19 protein-coding genes are annotated in these 18132 nt (G+C 64.2%); 17 read left to right on the top strand and 2 right to left on the bottom strand.

Annotated elements, in window-relative coordinates; genetic code table 11:
* The 5 genes from tssI to HMPREF2886_RS33775 form a co-directional block, all read left to right on the top strand.
* Positions 1–1685, top strand: a 1685-nt coding sequence (tssI, locus tag HMPREF2886_RS24330) for a type VI secretion system tip protein TssI/VgrG (RefSeq protein ID WP_070748548.1), incomplete at its 5' end; no start/stop codon positions are given.
* A 9-nt stretch (positions 1686–1694) separates the two neighbouring features.
* Positions 1695–2507 carry a toxin Tle1 chaperone Tla1 gene (locus HMPREF2886_RS24325; protein WP_070748546.1) on the top strand — a complete coding sequence of 271 codons (813 nt, stop codon included), beginning with the start codon at positions 1695–1697 and terminating at the stop codon, positions 2505–2507.
* Positions 2504–3025, top strand: a complete 522-nt coding sequence (locus tag HMPREF2886_RS34410) for a Tli1a family immunity protein (RefSeq protein ID WP_070748544.1) — start codon at positions 2504–2506, stop codon at positions 3023–3025. The genes HMPREF2886_RS24325 and HMPREF2886_RS34410 overlap by 4 nt, the downstream gene beginning before the upstream one ends.
* Entirely contained in the window at positions 3010–3567 is a 558-nt protein-coding gene (locus HMPREF2886_RS34405; protein ID WP_071575258.1) for a Tli1a family immunity protein, read from the top strand. The genes HMPREF2886_RS34410 and HMPREF2886_RS34405 overlap by 16 nt, the downstream gene beginning before the upstream one ends.
* Positions 3552–6224, top strand: a complete 2673-nt coding sequence (locus HMPREF2886_RS33775; protein ID WP_371915125.1) for a T6SS phospholipase effector Tle1-like catalytic domain-containing protein — start codon at positions 3552–3554, stop codon at positions 6222–6224. Before HMPREF2886_RS34405 ends, HMPREF2886_RS33775 begins: the two co-directional genes overlap by 16 nt.
* A gap of 39 nt (positions 6225–6263) precedes the next feature.
* On the opposite strand, the gene HMPREF2886_RS24305 is transcribed toward HMPREF2886_RS33775, so the two are convergent.
* Entirely contained in the window at positions 6264–6677 is a 414-nt protein-coding gene (locus tag HMPREF2886_RS24305; protein WP_070748542.1) for a 3-isopropylmalate dehydratase, read from the bottom strand.
* A gap of 79 nt (positions 6678–6756) precedes the next feature.
* Between HMPREF2886_RS24305 and HMPREF2886_RS24300 the strand changes: the two genes are divergently transcribed.
* On the top strand, positions 6757–7260 hold the full coding sequence (locus tag HMPREF2886_RS24300; RefSeq protein ID WP_073649430.1) for a cysteine hydrolase family protein: 504 nt from the start codon (positions 6757–6759) through the stop codon (positions 7258–7260).
* 3 nt (positions 7261–7263) lie between these two features.
* On the opposite strand, the gene HMPREF2886_RS24295 is transcribed toward HMPREF2886_RS24300, so the two are convergent.
* Positions 7264–7779 (bottom strand): ankyrin repeat domain-containing protein, encoded by a 516-nt coding sequence (locus HMPREF2886_RS24295; RefSeq protein ID WP_003091630.1) that lies wholly within the window; start codon positions 7777–7779, stop codon positions 7264–7266.
* A 490-nt stretch (positions 7780–8269) separates the two neighbouring features.
* Here HMPREF2886_RS24295 and HMPREF2886_RS24290 point away from each other — a divergent pair, with 490 nt between their 5' ends.
* The 11 genes from HMPREF2886_RS24290 to HMPREF2886_RS24240 all read left to right on the top strand — a co-directional run bounded on the left by HMPREF2886_RS24290 (position 8270) and on the right by HMPREF2886_RS24240 (position 17905).
* Positions 8270–9391 (top strand): beta-ketoacyl-ACP synthase III, encoded by a 1122-nt coding sequence (locus HMPREF2886_RS24290; RefSeq protein WP_033968638.1) that lies wholly within the window; start codon positions 8270–8272, stop codon positions 9389–9391.
* A 2-nt stretch (positions 9392–9393) separates the two neighbouring features.
* On the top strand, positions 9394–10005 hold the full coding sequence (locus HMPREF2886_RS24285) for an RNA polymerase sigma factor (protein WP_070748541.1): 612 nt from the start codon (positions 9394–9396) through the stop codon (positions 10003–10005).
* The gene (locus HMPREF2886_RS24280; RefSeq protein ID WP_033968640.1) at positions 9999–10238 is read left to right on the top strand and encodes an anti-sigma factor family protein; all 240 of its coding nucleotides are present in this window, start codon (positions 9999–10001) and stop codon (positions 10236–10238) included. The genes HMPREF2886_RS24285 and HMPREF2886_RS24280 overlap by 7 nt, the downstream gene beginning before the upstream one ends.
* Before the next feature lie 405 nt (positions 10239–10643).
* Positions 10644–10958, top strand: coding sequence for an HvfA family oxazolone/thioamide-modified RiPP metallophore (locus HMPREF2886_RS24275; protein WP_033968642.1), 315 nt, complete (start codon positions 10644–10646; stop codon positions 10956–10958).
* An 18-nt stretch (positions 10959–10976) separates the two neighbouring features.
* Positions 10977–11831 (top strand): HvfB family MNIO-type RiPP peptide maturase, encoded by an 855-nt coding sequence (locus HMPREF2886_RS24270; RefSeq protein WP_033975467.1) that lies wholly within the window; start codon positions 10977–10979, stop codon positions 11829–11831.
* A complete protein-coding gene (locus HMPREF2886_RS24265) occupies positions 11828–12562 on the top strand; it encodes an HvfC family RiPP maturation protein (RefSeq protein WP_070748539.1) in 735 nt (244 codons plus the stop codon). Before HMPREF2886_RS24270 ends, HMPREF2886_RS24265 begins: the two co-directional genes overlap by 4 nt.
* 2 nt (positions 12563–12564) lie before the next feature.
* Entirely contained in the window at positions 12565–13155 is a 591-nt protein-coding gene (locus tag HMPREF2886_RS24260) for an HvfX family Cu-binding RiPP maturation protein (RefSeq protein WP_033975465.1), read from the top strand.
* Between the two features lie 246 nt (positions 13156–13401).
* On the top strand, positions 13402–14718 hold the full coding sequence (gene oprO / locus HMPREF2886_RS24255) for an outer membrane porin OprO (RefSeq protein WP_003104423.1): 1317 nt from the start codon (positions 13402–13404) through the stop codon (positions 14716–14718).
* 459 nt (positions 14719–15177) lie between these two features.
* Positions 15178–16500, top strand: coding sequence for an outer membrane porin OprP (gene oprP, locus HMPREF2886_RS24250; RefSeq protein ID WP_070748536.1), 1323 nt, complete (start codon positions 15178–15180; stop codon positions 16498–16500).
* 168 nt (positions 16501–16668) lie between these two features.
* Positions 16669–16968, top strand: a complete 300-nt coding sequence (locus HMPREF2886_RS24245) for a hypothetical protein (RefSeq protein ID WP_033968650.1) — start codon at positions 16669–16671, stop codon at positions 16966–16968.
* 124 nt (positions 16969–17092) lie between these two features.
* Positions 17093–17905 carry an SDR family oxidoreductase gene (locus HMPREF2886_RS24240; RefSeq protein ID WP_003091619.1) on the top strand — a complete coding sequence of 271 codons (813 nt, stop codon included), beginning with the start codon at positions 17093–17095 and terminating at the stop codon, positions 17903–17905.
* Positions 17906–18132: the final 227 nt, after the last annotated feature.

The following is an 18132-nucleotide window of genomic DNA, read 5'->3' as shown; positions in this document are numbered from 1 at the left end:
TCGCCGACGCCTACCGCTTCCAGCTCGGCACCCGGTATCCCGAGCGCGAATACTGCGTGCAGTACGACGAAAGCGACCTGCATTTCGTCCAGCGCCTCTGTGCCGAAGAGGGCATCCATTTTCATTTCCGGCACAGCGCCGAGGCGCACCTGCTGGTGTTCGGCGACGACCAGACGGTGTTCCCCCGCCTGGGCCGTCCCACCGCCTACGTGCACGACAGCGGGCTGGTCGCCGACGAACCGGTGATCAAGCGCTTCAGCCTGCGCCTGGCCAGCCGCACCACGCGCACCACCCGCCGCGACTACGACTTCGAGAAGCCGCGCCTGCTGCTGGAGGCCGGCAACCGCCCGGCTGCCGACGCCCCGGCCGAGCCGGACCTGGAGGACTACGACTACCCCGGCCGCTTCGTCGACCGCCAGCGCGGCAAGCTGCTCAGCCAGCGCGCCCTGGAGCGCCACCGCGCCGATCGGCGCCTGGGCGAAGGGGTCAGCGACCAGCCGCTGCTGGTCAGCGGGCACTTCCTGGAGATCGCCGAGCACCCGCGCGCGGAGTGGAACGACCTCTGGCTGCTCACCGAAGTGTTCCACCAGGGCAAGCAACCGCAGGTGCTGGAAGAGAACGTCACCTCCGACATGTCGGCCAGCACGGACGACTTCCGGCAGGGCTACCGCAACCGCTTCCTCGCCACGCCCTGGGAGGTGTTCTTCCGCCCACCGCTGGAGCACCCGAAGCCGCGCGTGCTGGGCAGCCAGACCGCGGTGGTGACCGGCCCGCCGGGCGAGGAAATCCACTGCGACCGCTACGGCCGGGTCAGGGTGCAGTTCCACTGGGACCGCGAGGGCCAGGGCGACGACAAGAGCAGTTGCTGGCTGCGCGTAGCCAGCGGTTGGGCCGGCAACGGCTATGGCGGCATCGTCATTCCGCGGGTCGGCATGGAAGTGCTGGTGGACTTCCTCGAAGGCGATCCCGACCAGCCGCTGGTCAGCGGCTGCGTCTACCACGCCGCCCACCCGGTGCCCTACGAGTTGCCGGCGAACCAGACCCGCAGCGTCTTCAAGAGCCTCAGCAGCCCTGGCGGCGGTGGCTACAACGAGCTGCGCATCGAGGATCGCAAGGGCCAGGAACAGATCTTCGTCCATGCCCAGCGCGACTGGGACGAGAACATCGAGCACGACCAGAAGATCCGTGTCGGCCACGAACGCCACGACACCGTGGAGGCGAACAGCTACAGCGAGTTCAAGGCCGAGGAGCATCACACCGTGCACGGCGAGCGCAAGGTCGAGCTGAAGGCCGATGACCACCTGACGGTCGGCGACAGCCAGCACATGAAGCTCGGTCGTGCCTACCTGGCCAAGGCCGGGCGCGAGATCCACCTGAAGGCCGGGCAGAGGATGGTGATCGAGGCCGACAGCGAGCTGACGGTGAAGGCCGGCGGCAGCTTCATCCGGCTCGACGCCAGCGGCATCGCCATCAGCGGCCCGCTGGCACGGATCAATGCCGGCGGCGCGCCGGGCAGCGGCTCGGGGATTGCGATCAAGATGCCGCGAGTGCCGGGCATGGCCGACCAGGACAGCCCCGGCGCGCCACCCGAGGCGGTCGCGGCCAACCTGCCGCCGCGACAACCGGTTTGCGAAGAGTGCCTGCTACAGGCGAAGAAAAGAGGCCAGGCGCTCGCCGAGCGCTGAGGAACTGCTATGACGCCGAACCCCCGCCACTGGGCCCGCGAGCTGTGGCAGCGCTCCCGCGATCGCGGCTTGCAGACCCACATCGATGTGTTGGTCGATGCCACCGGGCTGGACGACTATCCCTTGCTCGCCGAGCATGCGCGGCAAAGCGATCCTCCGGCGCTGTTCAAATTGCTGGAGCAAACCCCGGAGGCCGCCCTGGCCGACGAGGGTCCGCTGCTGCTGCGCCTGGAAGACGGCCACGCGGCCTGGCTGGACGAGCTGCTCGAGCGCATCGACTGCCGCCACCACCTGATGCTCCTGTTCAGCCCCTGGTCGTTGCCGCGCCTGGGCGAGCACCTGCGCAGCTGTACCCAGGCCGAGTGGAACCAGGGCCGTTCCAGCGGCGTGCTGCGTTTCTACGAGCCGGGCCTGTTCATGGCCGTCAGCGACATGCTCGCCCCCCGGCAGAGCCGCTACCTGCATGCCCCGGTTTCCAGCTGGCACTGGCTGGACCGCGACGGCCGGCCGAGGGAGCTGGCCGGTCATTACCAGGCCCACGAGGCGCCGCCGCTGCAAGCGGCCCTCCGCCTGGAAGCGCATCAGGTCGCTGCCTTGCGCGCCTGGAGCGAGGCCGAAGCCTACCGCCGCGAATACTTCGTGCTGCCCCGCGAGCATGGCCTGGGCAGCCAGGAAAGCCTGCTCCAGCATCTGGTCCAGGCGCACCTGGCCGCCGACCGCCAGGGCGTGCGGGACTTCGACCAGCGCGACGCCTTCGTCGCCCAGTGGCTGCGCGAACAGACTCCCGGCCCCGACTTCTGCCCGGGAGCGAGTCGCGCATGAACGGGCGCGGCATCGGCCTTCCCGCCCTGCTTCCGGGGACCCTGCTGGCCGCGGGCTGCCAGAGCGGGCCGGACATGCTGGCGGCGCCGGTGATGGGTTACAACCATACGTCCGCGGCGATCAATGGGTTTTCGGTGAATGGGGCGGGTGGACCACATTTAGGCCCTTATCAGGGGGATGGTAGCCAGGTTTGTTGCGGAGCGATTCCAAAGAAGTGGAATCCAAATTTGAAAGCTGTCGTCGAATGGGAGAAAGATCCCAGACCGCGCGCCGCTATAAGGCGAGATAGATATGGGCGGCTGGATAAAGATGATTACTTGAAACATGCCACAAGCTACACCCGACACAAGATGATCGTGGATATACCTAGGTATAGTGAAAACGTATGCTTGTTGCAGGTGCATTTCCTCCCGTGCGACCAGATCGCAGTCTCAACAACCTGTTATAGCCCGGGTCATCCAGAGTATCCAGATAGAAAGTATTTTCAGAAGAGGGGGCGTTCATGCAAAAGCTCTTGAATGCAAAGGGCCCAAGGAGGCCTGTTCGGCTGATTTTTTTGATGGCTGGATTTTTATTTTTACACGCATGCCAGGCAGGCCCCGATATGGTGTCCATTCCTATCGGAGGATACAATCACACTTCGGCAGCTATTAACAAGTTTAGTGTGAATGGGGCCGGAGGGCCAAATATCGGTCCATTTCAGGGGGGCGGATCGCAAGTATGTTGCGGTACCATTCCTAGAGTTTGGATGCCTGGTTTAAAGGCCGTTGTAGTGTGGGAAGTGGATCCAGATCCGAAGTCTTACGCGCAGTGGTCGGAACCAATGTTTTCAGATGAATGGATAGCTCGTATGGAGACTCAAAGAAGAGAGTATATCCATCATGAAGCGGTTGTTGATATACCCCGCTATGATAGTGAGAGAGTTTGCTCGCTGAAAGTGCATTTTCTTCCATGCGAGAAAGTGGCGGTCTCAACTACCTGTTATGCTCCATCCCATCCTGATTATCCGGATAAGGAATATTTTAAAATTAAGGAGGGTTCAGCATGCCAGAGTCAATGAGTATGAAGCAGGGTGAGCCTGCCGCCGAGGTACTCATTGCCCCCTCGTATCCTCCAGAAGGGCATATTCCATTTAGCCCTGATAAGGTGCTAAGAAATATATCAAGTCAACTTCTTGATGAGCGGAGGTTTTCTGGTTATCAGCGGGAAAAAGATATTTCTGAAGAGAAAGAGTATAGTGGTGCACCTTGTTGTAAAGTGTTGCGAATTACACTGGCTTTTGATGGGACAAATAATAATGAGAAGGCCGATGGCGCATCGATTCCACCATCTTGTAGTAATGTGGCTAAATTGTTTCATGCTAGCATCGGTTCTGAGGGTGGTTTGATTAGAACGGGCTATTCGTGTTATTACTGTCCTGGTGTTGGTACCGTGTTTCCAGATGTTAACGAGTACACTCCGTCGAGTTTTGGCTTGATTGGAGCACAGGGCGGAGAAAATAGAATCAATTGGATGCTTACTAGGCTTCTTGATGCTTTGTCCCTTGCTCTGGATTTGGAGGAAGTTTCCGAGACTCAAAAGTTAGTTGAGGCAATGTCCACCAATTGGACCATCAATACCCTCAGTGGTGGTTTACTGGAAAACGGCGAGAAAAAACGCCGAACCGCCTTGGAGCCCAAACTCAAGGAACTCGAGGGCAAGCTTCGGCAACGTCAGGAGTCCGAGCAGAAACCGCATATCCTGGCCATGCGCCTGTATGTCTATGGTTTTTCTCGTGGGGCGGCAGAGGCACGGACCTTCGCCAACTGGTTGCAGGAGCTGACCCGGCTCAGCGGTGCCGACGGTCGGGTGGAATACCGCTTCGCCGGCCTGCCGATCTCGATCGAGTTCCTCGGCCTTTTCGATACCGTGGCGGCAGTTGGGCTGGCGGATAGTGCGCCGTTCGCTGCCGGGCATATGGATTGGGCCGACGACACCATGCGGCTGCCTGACGATGCCCAGACCCAGTGTCTGCCGACCACCCTACCGGAAGACTGCGCTTTTCTGAAACGTTGTGTACACCTGATTTCCTGTCATGAGCAGCGCGCCAGTTTTCCGCTGGATTCGATTCGCCGTCGTGATATGGATGCCAACGGACGTCGCACGGGACCATCCCGTTATCGGCAGGGGACGGTGGAGTATGCCTATCCAGGAGTTCACTCCGATGTGGGCGGGGGTTACGGTATTGGAAACCAAGGGAAAGCGGTTGGTGGCTTGAAATTGCTGTTGTCTCAAATTGCTCTTCAGCATATGTACGCTGAAGCTTTCGAGGCGGGAGCGCCGTTACAAGTCCCTCGTGCGGCGTTACATCCTGACTTCCACGAAAAGTGGAGAGAAATTGATGATGAGGTTCTGTTTGAATTTGTCGTCTCCGAAGAACTCGCCACCCGTTTCAACGCCTGGCAGGCCCAGGCCAAGGCCGGCCCCCTGGAAGAGGTGATCCGTCGCGAGACCGCGTTGATCACCGCCTGGCGCATCGACCGCTATGCCGGCGGGCTGCGCAACAAGGCGTTCTTCGCCAATGTCCCGCCGGACATGCCGGAAGCCCAGCAGAAGGCCTGGGAGGCCCTGCACAAGCGGCGTAGCCGGGAGTACGCGGCCGCCCAGCAGGGCAAGCCGCTCCCGCCGATGAGCGCCGCCGAACAGGCGGAGTGGGATCGCAACGTGGCGCTGATCGGCGGCGAGGACAAACTGCGCGACCTGCGGGTGGAGAAGCAGTTCGATCCGCCGCTGGACCAGCGCCAACTACTCGGCGCCGCCGCCGAATTCGCCCATGACTACAAGGGCGACTGGGGCGTGCTCGACGACGGCATGACGGTGGGGGGAGTGATCGACCTGCTGCTCGGCGGCACCGTATTCCTGATCAACGAGGAAGACGAAGCCGAGGAATACAGCCAGATCCACCGCGACGGCAGCGCGCGCTACCACCAGTTGTTCAGCGCTCCCGACCGGGTGGCGCCGGGCCAGGAAAAGCTGGTGGCGCTGTTCGACGAACAGGTGCACGACTCCCGCGCCTGGTTCATGAACACTTCGGCGATAGGCCCGCGAGAACCTTTCACCGACTACTTCCGCTATCGCCTGGTGCATTTCGACAACGAGTCGAACAAGCGGCTCTCGGTGCTGGCCACCGCCGGGCGGGTGGTAGGCGTCGGGGTGATGCTGGCCAGCGTCGGCCTCAGCATCAAGCGCCGCGATCCGCGGATGCTGCTCGGGCTGTTCCTGCCATCGCTGGCGCGTCCGCTGCTGAGCGGCAAGGTCGGCCTGCCGGAGATCAGTGCCTTCGACCCGCTGACCGGGATCGCCTTGCCGATGGTCGGCGGAGCGGCGCTGGACAACCTGCGGGCCTTCACCCGCGAGCCCGGCGACAAGGTCGAGCAGATCGGCCGGTTGCCGCCACCGCCGCCGCTGGCGGTCGCGGCGGTGCAATCGCCCGCATTGCAGCAGGTGCTGCTGGCTCAGCAGACCGTGGAGGCGCTCAAGGCGCGCGACCTGGGCAGCCTGGCCGGGCTGGTGGCCAAGGCCGAACTCACCCAGGCGCCCGCGGCGGCGACCCCGGCCTGGCTCGCCGAGGCGAAGCAGGCCTTGCAGGACATGGGCACGGAGCCGGCGCAACCGCCGGGCCCCGGCTCGGCGCCGGGCTGGCTGCAGCGCGGCAAGGACCTGATGGAATCGCTTTGAACCTCGACCGGGCGAACGCGGCCGACCTGTCGCCCCGGATCATTCGGCGCGGATGTCGAACCCGCTGCTGGCCTCGCTGACGATGCGGAAGCGCGCGTTGCCGTCGGCGGCGACCCGGGTTCTCAGCTCGCGGTTCAGCAGGCCCTTGCCGCAAAGGGTGTCGTCCTGGGTATCGATGCCGATACCGACCACATGCTCGCCCGCCGGCACCTGGAAGCCGGCTTCCTCGCCGACGCCGATGCGCGCGGCGACCTGGCGGTCGATAAGGAACGCCACGTAGCAGCCGCCGCCGAGGTAGCCATAGTCGCGGTGGACTTCCAGCCGGCCGCCACCGCTCACCGGTTGCTGGTAGCCGAGCAGGCGTTCGGCGGGGATCGCCCGGGTCTTCTCGGCGGGAACCGAGGAACAGCCGGCCAGGAGGAAAAGGATCGCTACGGCGTACATCGGGCGCATGAAGGCTCTCCGTCGAAAGGTTCCCTCAGGCTAGCCCAGTTCCGCTGGAGCGCGGAGCGACGGGGCGGGGTGGGCTAGAATGCCTGGCCTGTTCTCCCGGAGCCGACTACCGATGCGCCAGGCCCTGCTGATCGTCGACGTGCAACCCTGTTTCGCCCCGCCGGACTGGCTGCTGGAAGGCATCGGCCAATTGCTCGGGCGGATGCCCTCGGTGGCCAGCGTCGAGCGCCATGACGAATCCCGTACGCCGTTCCAGCGCCAGCTCGGCTGGCGACCGCCGCTCGACGATGCCTGCCTGGTGGCGGCCGACCGGATCTTCGTCAAGCATGGCTACCTGCCGACGGCGGAACTCGTCGACCATCTGCGTGCGCTGCGAGCGGAACGGGTGCTGGTCTGCGGCATCCAGGCCGACACCTGCGTGCTCGCCGCCGGCTTCGCCCTGTTCGACGCCGGCCTGCAACCGACCCTGGTCGGCGACCTGGTGCTCGGCTCCTCGCTGGATCGCTCGGGGGAGCTGGGTGTGCGCCTGTGGAAGCACCATTTCGGCCAGGTCGTCAGCCTGGCCGAGGTGCTGGCGGATTGAGGCTCAGTGGGGCCGGCTGAGCAGCGCGACCGTGGCCTCGGCATTCATCATCCGCGCCGCCGCCAGCGGCGTCAGCCCGGCGGCGTCCTGGGCGTCACGACGGGCGCCGTGGGCCAGCAGGCTGGCGGCGACCTCGGCCTGGTTGAACATGGCCGCCATCATCAGTGCGGTCTTGCCGTCGGCCGAGGCGCCCTCGACGTCGGCGCCGCCGGCGAGGAGCAGTTCGACCATCGCCAGGTCGCCCTTGAAGGCAGCGCCGGCCAGCGGCGTCTGCCCGGCCAGGTTGCGCAGGTCCGGGTCGGCCTTGTAGGCCAGCAGCAGGCGTACCGTGTCGGCGTGGCCATGGTAGCTGGCCAGCATCAGCAGGCTGTCGCCCTTGTGGTTGCGCAGGTTCGGTGGCAGGCCCTGTTGCAGCAGTTGCTCGAGGCGCTGGCTGTTGCCCTGGCGGGCCAGGTCGAACAGCTGGTGGACGAACTCCTGGGTTTCCATATCCAGTTCTGGGCGAGGGCTATCGGTCATGGGGCTGCTTCCTTGTGAATACCGGGTTTGCCGAATGATAGGCGGCCTTGCCGAGGTGGGCTGTTGAGCATTGCCTATGGGGCGGGTTGGCAAATTCAATCGATGGTTGGGGTGGGAAGGTGCCAGCCTGCTGTGACCGGAAGCCGGCCTGGTTGCGTCGTCTTTACAGTTCGATACGGATATCGGTGGCGAAAACGGGGAAAATAAACCGATCGTGCGCCTATCGGCTGTGCCCGGCGCGCACTCTGGAATATCCTTGTCGCCTTCGATACCACTGAGCGGTGCGCGCGCTTGCCGAAGCGAGGCGGTGGCACACTGCGCAATGGCCGACCTTGTCCGGGCCCTGTACGAAAGCGCGCCGCCAACGTCTTTTCGTAGAGCGCCCGGCATCGCCGCGAGCGAACCCGTTTCCGGTGCCGGCCCCAGGCGGGCACCGCTATGCCTAATCGGCCCCGTTCGACGGCGGCCCAGCGAGAGAAGAGGAACAACTGTGCATAAAGCCGTCATCAGCGGAACCGGTCTTTATACTCCGCCCTACAGCATCTCCAACGATGAGTTGGTGGAGAGCTTCAACACCTTCGTACGCCAGTACAACGACCAGCACGCCGAGGCCATCGCCAAGGGCGAACTGGAGGCGCTGGCCGAGTCCAGCTCGGCGTTCATCGAGAAGGCGTCCGGCATCAAGAGCCGCTTCGTGATGAACAAGGAAGGCATCCTCGACCCGCAGCGCATGGTTCCGTACCTTCCCGAGCGCAGCAACGACGAGTGGTCGATCCTCTGCGAGATGGCCGTGGCCGCCGCCAGGGAGGCGCTGCAGCGTGCCGGCCGCAGCGCCGCCGACATCGACGGGGTGATCGTAGCCTGCTCCAACCTGCAGCGCGCCTACCCGGCGATCGCGGTGGAGGTGCAGGCCGCGCTGGGCATCCAGGGCTACGGCTACGACATGAACGTGGCCTGCTCCTCGGCCACCTTCGGTATCCAGGCCGCCACCACCGCGATCCAGACCGGCCAGGCGCGGGCGATCCTGATGGTCAACCCGGAGATCTGCACCGGCCACCTGAACTTCCGCGACCGCGACAGCCACTTCATCTTCGGCGACGCCTGCACCGCGGTGATCGTCGAGCGCGCCGACCTGGCCGTGTCGAAGCACCAGTTCGACGTCGTCAGCACCAGGCTGCTGACCCAGTTCTCCAACAACATCCGCAACAACTTCGGCTTCCTCAACCGCGCCGACGAGAGCGGTATCGGCAAGCGCGACAAGCTGTTCGTCCAGGAGGGCCGCAAGGTGTTCAAGGATGTCTGCCCGATGGTCGCCGAGCTGATCGGCGAGCACCTGGCGGCCAATGAAATCCAGGTCGCCGAGGTCAAGCGCTTCTGGCTGCACCAGGCCAACCTGAACATGAACCTGCTGATCACCCGCAAGCTGCTCGGTCGCGACGCCGAGGCGCACGAGGCGCCGGTGATCCTCGACAGCTACGCGAATACCAGTTCCGCCGGTTCGGTGATCGCCCTGCACAAGCACCAGGACGACCTGCCCAGCGGCGCCATTGGGGTGCTCAGCTCGTTCGGCGCCGGTTACTCGATCGGTAGCGTGATCCTGCGTAAACACTGATCGTGGCGGCGCCTACCGACGCCGAGCTGCTGCCGCGCCTGCTGGCCGGCGAGCAGCGAGCCTTCCGCGAGCTGGTTGGCGCCTACCAGGGCGCCATGCGGGCCGTGGCCTGGGCGATCATCGGCAGATCGCATACCGAGGAAGTAGTGCAGGACGCCTGGCTCGCGGCGGTTCGCGGGCTGGACGGGTTCCAGGGGCGGTCGAGCCTGAAGACCTGGCTGCTGACCATCACCGCCAATACCGCCAAGAGCCGCTTGCGCCAGGTTCGCCGGGAAGTTTTCCTCGACGACCTGCCAGGGCCCCATGGTACGGTGGATGACCAGCGCTTTGCCGCCGACGGTCACTGGAGCCAGCCGCCGCACGCCTGGCACGAGGATTCGCCGGAAGCCCTGCTCACCGAGGGCGAACTGCGCGATTGCCTGGCCAAGACCCTCAACGGTCTGTCCGAACTGCAGCGCAGCGTGCTGACCCTGCGCGAACGCCAGGGCTTGGAGCTGGAGGAAATCCGTGATCTCCTGGATATCACGCTTTCCAATGTCCGGGTGCTGCTGCATCGCGCCCGCCTGAAGGTCTTCGCCACCCTGGAGCATTTCGAGGAGACCGGCCAATGCTGAGTTGCAAGGAACTGGTCGCCCGGTCCAGCGACTTTCTCGATGGGCAACTGGACTTCCGCGGACAACTGGCGGTGCGCAGCCACCTGCTCATGTGCCGGCATTGCCGGCGCTTCATCCGCCAGATGCGCCTGACCCAGGCGACCGTGCGCCATCTGCCGGAAGGGCAGGGGCCGGAACTCGACCGCCTGGCCGCGCAACTCTCCGAGTTGCGCAAGGACACCGCGCGGCGCTGAGCCGGGGTACCTTCGACACCAAGCCGCCGCCCGCGATTCGTGGGCGGCGGCTTTTTCGTTTCCGCTATCCGGCGTGGGCGAACCGAACCCGGCCTGGCGTGGGCGGCTCTCCCTTCCGCGTGACGAGGTCGAGGAGCGCGGCTGGGCTTGGCGGATATCGCTGCGCGATATGCGCCCTACGGAGGGGCGGCAATCCGTTTCGCTGGGCTGGCATCCGAAGTCGAGGAGAATGCCCGGGACCTGGCGAATATCGCCGCCCGATATTTCTCCAGCAGAGGCAATCCTTGAGTTCAGGCAAAGGGACGGGAAATTTTTTTCGACTCCGCTGTAACGCCGCCGGGGGTGCTCCGTCCATTGGGGCGAGGACGCCATACCGGCGCCCGCTACCAACTTCAGGAGTTACCCATGAAAAAGATTTCCCTCGCTTCTTCCGTCGTCGGTGCTGCTCTGCTCGGCGTAGCCAGTGTCGGCGCGCATGCCGCGCAGAATCCCTTCGCCGTGCAGGAGCTGGGCAGCGGCTACAGCGTGGCTGCCGCCGAGAAGGCCAAGGAAGGTTCCTGCGGCGAGGCCAAGTGCGGTGCCGACAAGGGCAAGCGCGAAGCCTCCAAGGCCGGTCATGAAGGCAGCTGCGGTGCGGATCGCAAGGCCAAGGAAGGTTCCTGCGGTGGCGAGAAGAAGGCCGGCGAAGGCAACTGCGGCGCCGACAAGAAGAAGTCGTAAGGCCTGAGGAGACGGACCATGCAACGGGAATTCGTCAGCGGCGCCGGGCTAGGCCTGCGTCGCGCGCTGCTGGAGCCGCTCGGCGCCGGCGATGAGGTCCGGGTCGACTTCCTCGAGGTCGCCCCGGAGAACTGGATCGGCATCGGCGGCCGTCTCGGCCGCCAGTTCCGCGAGCTGACCGAGCGCCTGCCGTTCCTCTGCCATGGTCTGTCTCTCAACCTCGGCGGCTACGCCCCGCTGGACATGTCGTTGCTGCGCGCGATCAAGGGCTTCATCGGGCAGCATGACATCCGTGCCTACAGCGAGCACCTGTCGGCCTGCGCCGACGACGGCCAGCTCTACGACCTGATGCCGCTGCCGTTCAGCGACGAATCGGTGCGCCGGGTCGCCGAACGGGTCCGGGTGGTACAGGACGTCCTCGAGCGGCCGTTGATCGTCGAGAACGTCTCGGCGTATGCGCGCTTGCCGGGCGAGCTGGAAGAGGTCGATTTCGTCCGCGCGGTACTGGAGGAAGCCGATTGCCAATTGCTGCTGGACGTCAACAACGTCTACGTCAACGCCTGCAACTTCGGTTTCGACGCCCACGCCTACATCGCCGCGATGCCCAGCCGGAGGATCGCCTACCTGCACATGGCCGGGCACGACGAGCAGGGCGCCAGCCTGAAGATCGACACCCATGGCGCGCCGGTCTGCGATCCGGTCTGGGAACTCCTGGCACATGCCTATGCCTGCCATGGCGAACGCCCGACGCTGCTGGAGCGCGATTTCAACCTCCCGCCACTGAGCGAGCTGTATGCCGAAACCGATCGGATCCGCGAGCTGCAGCGGCGCAGCGCTGAAGCGCAACTGCGCAGCCTGGGGTACGGCACATGAACCACACGACCTTGCAACGGCGTTTCGCCGCGCGTATCCGCGATCCGCAGCAGGCCTTGCCGCCCGGCATCGCGACGGAGCGCATGGCGATCTACGAGGAACTGTTCTTCAACAACCTGGACGGTTTCATCAGCAGCGGGTTCCCGGTCCTGCGCCGGTTGTTCGACGAGCCGCGCTGGCATCGCCTGGTGCGTGCCTTCATGCGCGAGCATCGCTGCCGCACACCGTACTTCAGCCAATTGGGCGAAGAGTTCATCGGCTGGCTGCAGGACGGCTACCGCGCGGAGGAGGGCGATCCGCCCTTCCTGCTGGAGCTGGCTCACTACGAGTGGGTCGAGCTGGCCCTGTCGCTGGCCGAGGCGCCTGTCGAGACGCTGCCGCAGGCCTGGTCGTGGTCGCCACTGGCCTGGCCGCTGGCCTATCGCTGGCCGGTCCATCGCCTGGGGCTGAGCCATCGGCCGATGGAACCGCCGGCCGAACCGACCTGCCTGCTGGTCTGGCGCGATCCGGCGGAGCGGGTGCGCTTCCTGCACCTGTCGCCATTCGCCTATCGCCTCGCGCAGCGCCTGAGCGAGGAGGGGGAGGCGCCGGTGGCGCTGCTGCCGTTGTTGCGCGAGTTGGCCGGAAGCTGCGGCCTGAGCGCCGACGCGGAGTATTTCGAAAATGCCTTCGCCTTGCTGGAGGACTGGCACGCCCAGGGCATCCTCATGGGCGAGGGCGCTCTGGAGTGATGATGAAGACTGTCTTCCTGCGTTTACAGCATGCCCTCGACGTCACCCGTCGAGCGGATTTCCTCGCCCCGCTGGCGCTGCGCCTGTACCTGGCGCCGGTGTTCTGGATGGCCGGCTGCCAGAAGCTGGCGGACATGCCGGCCACCATCGAGTGGTTCGGCAATTCCGACTGGGGACTCGGCCTGCCGTTTCCCGAACTGCTGGCCTGGCTCGCCGCGCTGAGCGAGGCCGGTGGCGCCGTGCTGCTGTTGTGCGGCCTGGCCGTGCGCTGGATCAGCCTGCCGCTGATGGTGACCATGCTGGTAGCGATCTTCGCCGTGCACTGGCCGAACGGCTGGCAGGCGATCGCCGATCCGTCCGCGCCGTTCGCCAACGCCCGGGTGCTGGAGGCCGGCGAGAAGCTGGCGCGGGCCCGGGAAATCCTGCGCGAATACGGCAACTACGACTGGCTGACGTCGAGCGGAAGCTTCGCCATCGTCAACAACGGCATCGAGTTCGCCGCGACCTACCTGGTGATGTTGCTCGCGCTGTTCTTCGGCGGCGCCGGCAAGTGGCTTTCTGCTGACTTCTGGATTACTCGAAAATTGCGCTGAGATTTCTACCCATATCGAATAACCCGAAAGGCCCGTAGTAGAGGGTTTTTCGCGTTATTCGCATTGGAGATAAAAAGTTCCTCTGTAATGAAACATTTATCTCCATGCAATTTGGCTGCAATCTGCCATCGCCAAGATTCCCCCCAACACAAAGGGGCCGCCTCACGGCCAGCGCGGAACAAGGGGCGCGCTGTAGCCAGGCACTCGCGTGTTGCCAATGCACACACCATTAAGGGGAAATCTTCGATGATCCGTAAGCACTCGCTCGGCTTCGTTGCCAGCGCTCTGGCTCTGGCCGTATCTGCCCAGGCGTTCGCCGGCACCGTGACCACCGACGGCGCCGATATCGTGATCAAGACCAAGGGCGGCCTCGAAGTCGCCACCACCGACAAGGAATTCAGCTTCAAGCTGGGCGGTCGCCTGCAGGCCGACTACAGCCGTTTCGACGGTTTCTATACCAAGAATGGCAACACCGCCGACGCCGCCTACTTCCGCCGCGCCTTCATCGAACTCGGCGGCACCGCGTACAAGGACTGGAAATACCAGATCAACTTCGACCTGTCGCACAACACCGGCAGCTCCGACAACGGCTATTTCGACGAAGCTTCGGTCACCTACACCGGCTTCAACCCGGTCAACCTGAAGTTCGGTCGCTTCGACCCCGACTTCGGCCTGGAAAAGGCCACCAGCTCCAAGTGGGTGACCGCTCCCGAGCGTAACGCCGCCTACGAACTGGCCGACTGGATCAACACCCACCAGGATGGCATGGGCGCCCAGGTCAACTCGACCCTCGCCGACATGGCCTACCTGTCCGCCGGCGTATCCGCCAAGGACGCCGACGACAGCGACGGCGACAGCGTCAAGCAGTTCAACTTCCGCGGCGTGTTCGCGCCGATGCACGAAGCCGGCAATGTTCTGCATGTCGGCGTGAACTATGCCTACCGCGACCTCGACGACACCGCCTTCGACTCGCGCATCCGTCCGCGCCTGGGCATGCGCGGCATCGCCACCAGCGGCGGCAACGACGCCGGTGACAACGGCAACCGCGCGACCTTCGGCGGTGTCTCCAACTCGCCGGCCGGTTCCTACAAGGACGATAGCGTCTGGGGCCTGGAAGGCGCCTGGGCAATGGGCCCGTTCTCGGCCCAGGCCGAATACCTGGCACGCAAGCTGAAGGCCGATGACAACGCCTACAAGGACATCAAGGCCAAGGGTTACTACGCGCAACTGGCCTACACCCTGACCGGCGAGTCCCGCCAGTACAAGCTGGAGGGCGCCAAGTTCGACTCCGTCAAGCCGGAGAACAAGGAAATCGGCGCCTGGGAAGTGTTCTACCGCTACGACAACATCAAGGTGGAAGACGACAACGTGGTCGCCGATACCGCCACTCGCGAAGTCGGCGACACCAAGGCCAAGGCCCACAACCTGGGCGTGAACTGGTACGTCAACGATGCGGTGAAGATCAGCGCGGCCTACGTCAAGGCGAAGACCGACAAGATCACCAACAACAATGGCGACGATGACGGCGACGGCTTCGTGACCCGTTTGCAGTACGTGTTCTAAGAAGCGACAACGATCTGCTCCTGTTTTCGGCCTCGCTCCGGCGAGGTCTTTTTAATCGCTTCCTTACCCGGTTGCGGCGAAGTTGGCAGCCTGCAACCGGGTCTTTCTTTCGTTACAGGTCTTACCCGCAGGTACTGGCAGGAATATCCGAAAGCCAGGCGGTTATCGGCAGAAACTCTTGGTTTTCATTGCAGTCATGCAATCTTCGCAAGGTTGCCGCAATATATGAAACAAACTGTTACATCTGTCGCCAGGACCTGATGCCTCTAGGCCTGCGCCCTTATCCGACTGCCTCATCCAGGCGCTATCCGGCTGCCTGTCACAAAAGCTTTCGCGCTTTGCAGTCTCGCTGTCACAACCCATCCAGATGATCCCCCTCCAGCAGCGCCGGCCGGCGACAGAACCGGCCGTTTCCGCGCTGCTCAAGACCATTCGAAATCCGAACAGGGGACTTACCTGATGATTCGCAGACACTCGTGCAAAGGGGTGGGGAGCAGTGTTGCCTGGAGTTTGCTGGGCCTGGCGATTTCCGCGCAGAGCCTGGCCGGGACCGTGACCACCGACGGTGCCGACATCGTGATCAAGACCAAGGGCGGCCTCGAAGTCGCCACCACCGACAAGGAATTCAGCTTCAAGCTCGGCGGCCGCCTGCAGGCCGACTACGGCCGCTTCGACGGCTACTACACGAACAACGGCAATACCGCCGATGCCGCCTACTTCCGCCGCGCCTACCTGGAGTTCGGCGGCACCGTCTACCGGGACTGGAAGTACCAGATCAACTACGACCTGTCGCGCAACGTCGGCAACGACAGCGCCGGCTACTTCGACGAAGCCTCGGTCACCTATACCGGCTTCAACCCGGTCAACCTGAAGTTCGGCCGCTTCTACACCGACTTCGGCCTGGAAAAGGCCACCAGCTCCAAATGGGTCACCGCGCTGGAGCGCAACCTCACCTACGACATCGCCGACTGGGTCAACGACAACGTCGGTACCGGTATCCAGGCCAGCTCGGTGGTGGGCGGCATGGCTTTCCTCTCGGGCAGCGTGTTCAGCGAGAACAACAACGATACCGACGGCGACAGCGTCAAGCGCTACAACCTGCGCGGCGTGTTCGCGCCGCTGCACGAGCCGGGCAACGTGGTGCACCTGGGCCTGCAATACGCCTATCGCGACCTGGAGGACAGCGCGGTGGATACCCGGATCCGCCCGCGCATGGGCATGCGCGGCGTCTCCACCAATGGCGGCAACGATGCCGGCAGCAATGGCAACCGCGGTCTGTTCGGCGGCAGTTCGGCAGTCGAGGGGTTGTGGAAGGACGACTCGGTCTGGGGCCTGGAAGGCGCCTGGGCGCTGGGTGCCTTCTCGGCCCAGGCCGAGTACCTGCGGCGCACGGTCAAGGCCGAGCGCGACCGCGAGGATCTCAAGGCCTCCGGCTATTACGCGCAACTGGCCTACACCCTCACCGGCGAGCCGCGCATCTACAAGCTGGACGGCGCCAAGTTCGACACCATCAAGCCGGAGAACAAGGAAATCGGCGCCTGGGAGCTGTTCTACCGCTACGACTCGATCAAGGTCGAGGATGACAACATCGTCGTCGACAGCGCCACCCGCGAGGTCGGCGACGCCAAGGGCAAGACCCATACCCTGGGCGTCAACTGGTACGCCAACGAGGCGGTGAAGATTTCCGCCAACTATGTCAAGGCGAAGACCGACAAGATCAGCAATGCCAACGGCGACGATAGCGGCGATGGCCTGGTGATGCGTCTGCAGTACGTGTTCTGAGGCGGTCGGACCCCGTCCGGCGGGCGGGGTTCGTTTCCGCAGGATGTTACCCGCGTCATGAAATTGCCTGGTGGATGTCCGGGCGGGCCGCCCAGCTTGACCCAGGGCACAGATCGCATGGCGGCATCTGGCTATGCTGGTCCCTCGGAAACGCTCTGGGAGGGACTGATGATCGGCTGGGGACGTGCCTGTATTGGCGTCGGGGGGCTGTTGTTGCTGGGCCAGTTGCTGGGGGGCGCCCTCCTGCTCGCGGATGACGGCGAAGCGACGCTGGCGGTCGAGCACTTCTGGCAATTCGTCTTCCTGATCCCGGCGATCCTGGTGGCACTGGGAATGTTCGTCCTGCAGCATCATGTGGGTTCCTTCGCCCAGTTGTACCGCCGGCGTCTCGATGGCGCTTCCTACCTGCTGGTCTCCTGCGGCATCGCCCTGGTCCTGGGCAAGCTCTGCGTCCTGCTGCTCGTCTGAGCCCCTCGCGCGGCCCGGCATGTCCGGGTTTGCCCGAGGCATTCAGCTTCCTGATTTAGCCGGAGGCCGCTGAAACCCTTGGTTACACTGGCCTTCATCACACGAACAGGAAGGCAGGACCCCTATGCAAAACCGCATGATGATCACTGGTGCCGGCTCCGGGCTGGGGCGCGAAATCGCCCTGCGCTGGGCGCGTGACGGCTGGCGCCTGGCGCTGGCCGACGTCAACGAGGCCGGCCTGGCGGAAAGCCTGAAACTGGTGCGCGAGGCGGGTGGCGATGGCTTCACCCAGCGTTGCGACGTACGCGACTACAGTCAACTGACCGCGCTGGCGCAGAGCTGCGAGGAGAAGTTCGGCGGCATCGACGTCATCGTCAACAACGCCGGGGTGGCCTCCGGCGGTTTCTTCGGCGAGCTGTCCCTGGAGGACTGGGACTGGCAGATCGCGATCAACCTGATGGGCGTGGTCAAGGGCTGCAAGGCCTTCCTGCCGCTGCTGGAGCGAAGCAAGGGCAAGATCGTCAACATCGCCTCGATGGCGGCGTTGATGCAGGGCCCGGCGATGAGCAACTACAACGTGGCCAAGGCCGGGGTGGTGGCGCTTTCGGAAAGCCTGCTGGTAGAGCTGGCGCTGGTCGAGGTCGGCGTCCACGTGGTCTGCCCTTCGTTCTTCCAGACCAACCTGCTGGACTCTTTCCGCGGCCCGAGCCCCGAGATGAAGCACCAGGTCGGCAAGCTGCTGGAGAGTTCGCCGATCAGCGCCGCCGACATCGCCGACTACATCCACGCCGAAGTGGCCAAGGGCAGTTTCCTGATCCTGCCCCACGAGCAGGCGCGGATGGCCTGGAGGATCAAGCAGCAGAATCCCCAGGCGATCTATGACGAGATGACCGCGATGGCCGGCAAGATGCAGGCCAAGCGTCAGCGCCAGGCCTGAGTGGAAATGGCTGCAGGCCAGCAGGGGCGAGGCTTTGCATCATTTCGGTGCGGCGCAGATAGTGCTTGCCCAAGGCGGTGCGATCGAGTAGCTTGAGTCACCGGCCTGCCTGCCGAAGTACGTTGGACCCCACAAGAAGCCTCGCTCATTTGCGAGGCTTTTTGCTTTTCCGGCCTCGCGCCCTGTGCTAGAAGGCTGCCTCTGCGAGTCCGTTCTGTTCTGGAGTA

Source organism: Pseudomonas sp. HMSC066A08, from assembly GCF_001813025.1.
Lineage (GTDB): Bacteria > Pseudomonadota > Gammaproteobacteria > Pseudomonadales > Pseudomonadaceae > Pseudomonas > Pseudomonas aeruginosa.
This window is presented reverse-complemented; position numbering and strand designations above follow the sequence as displayed.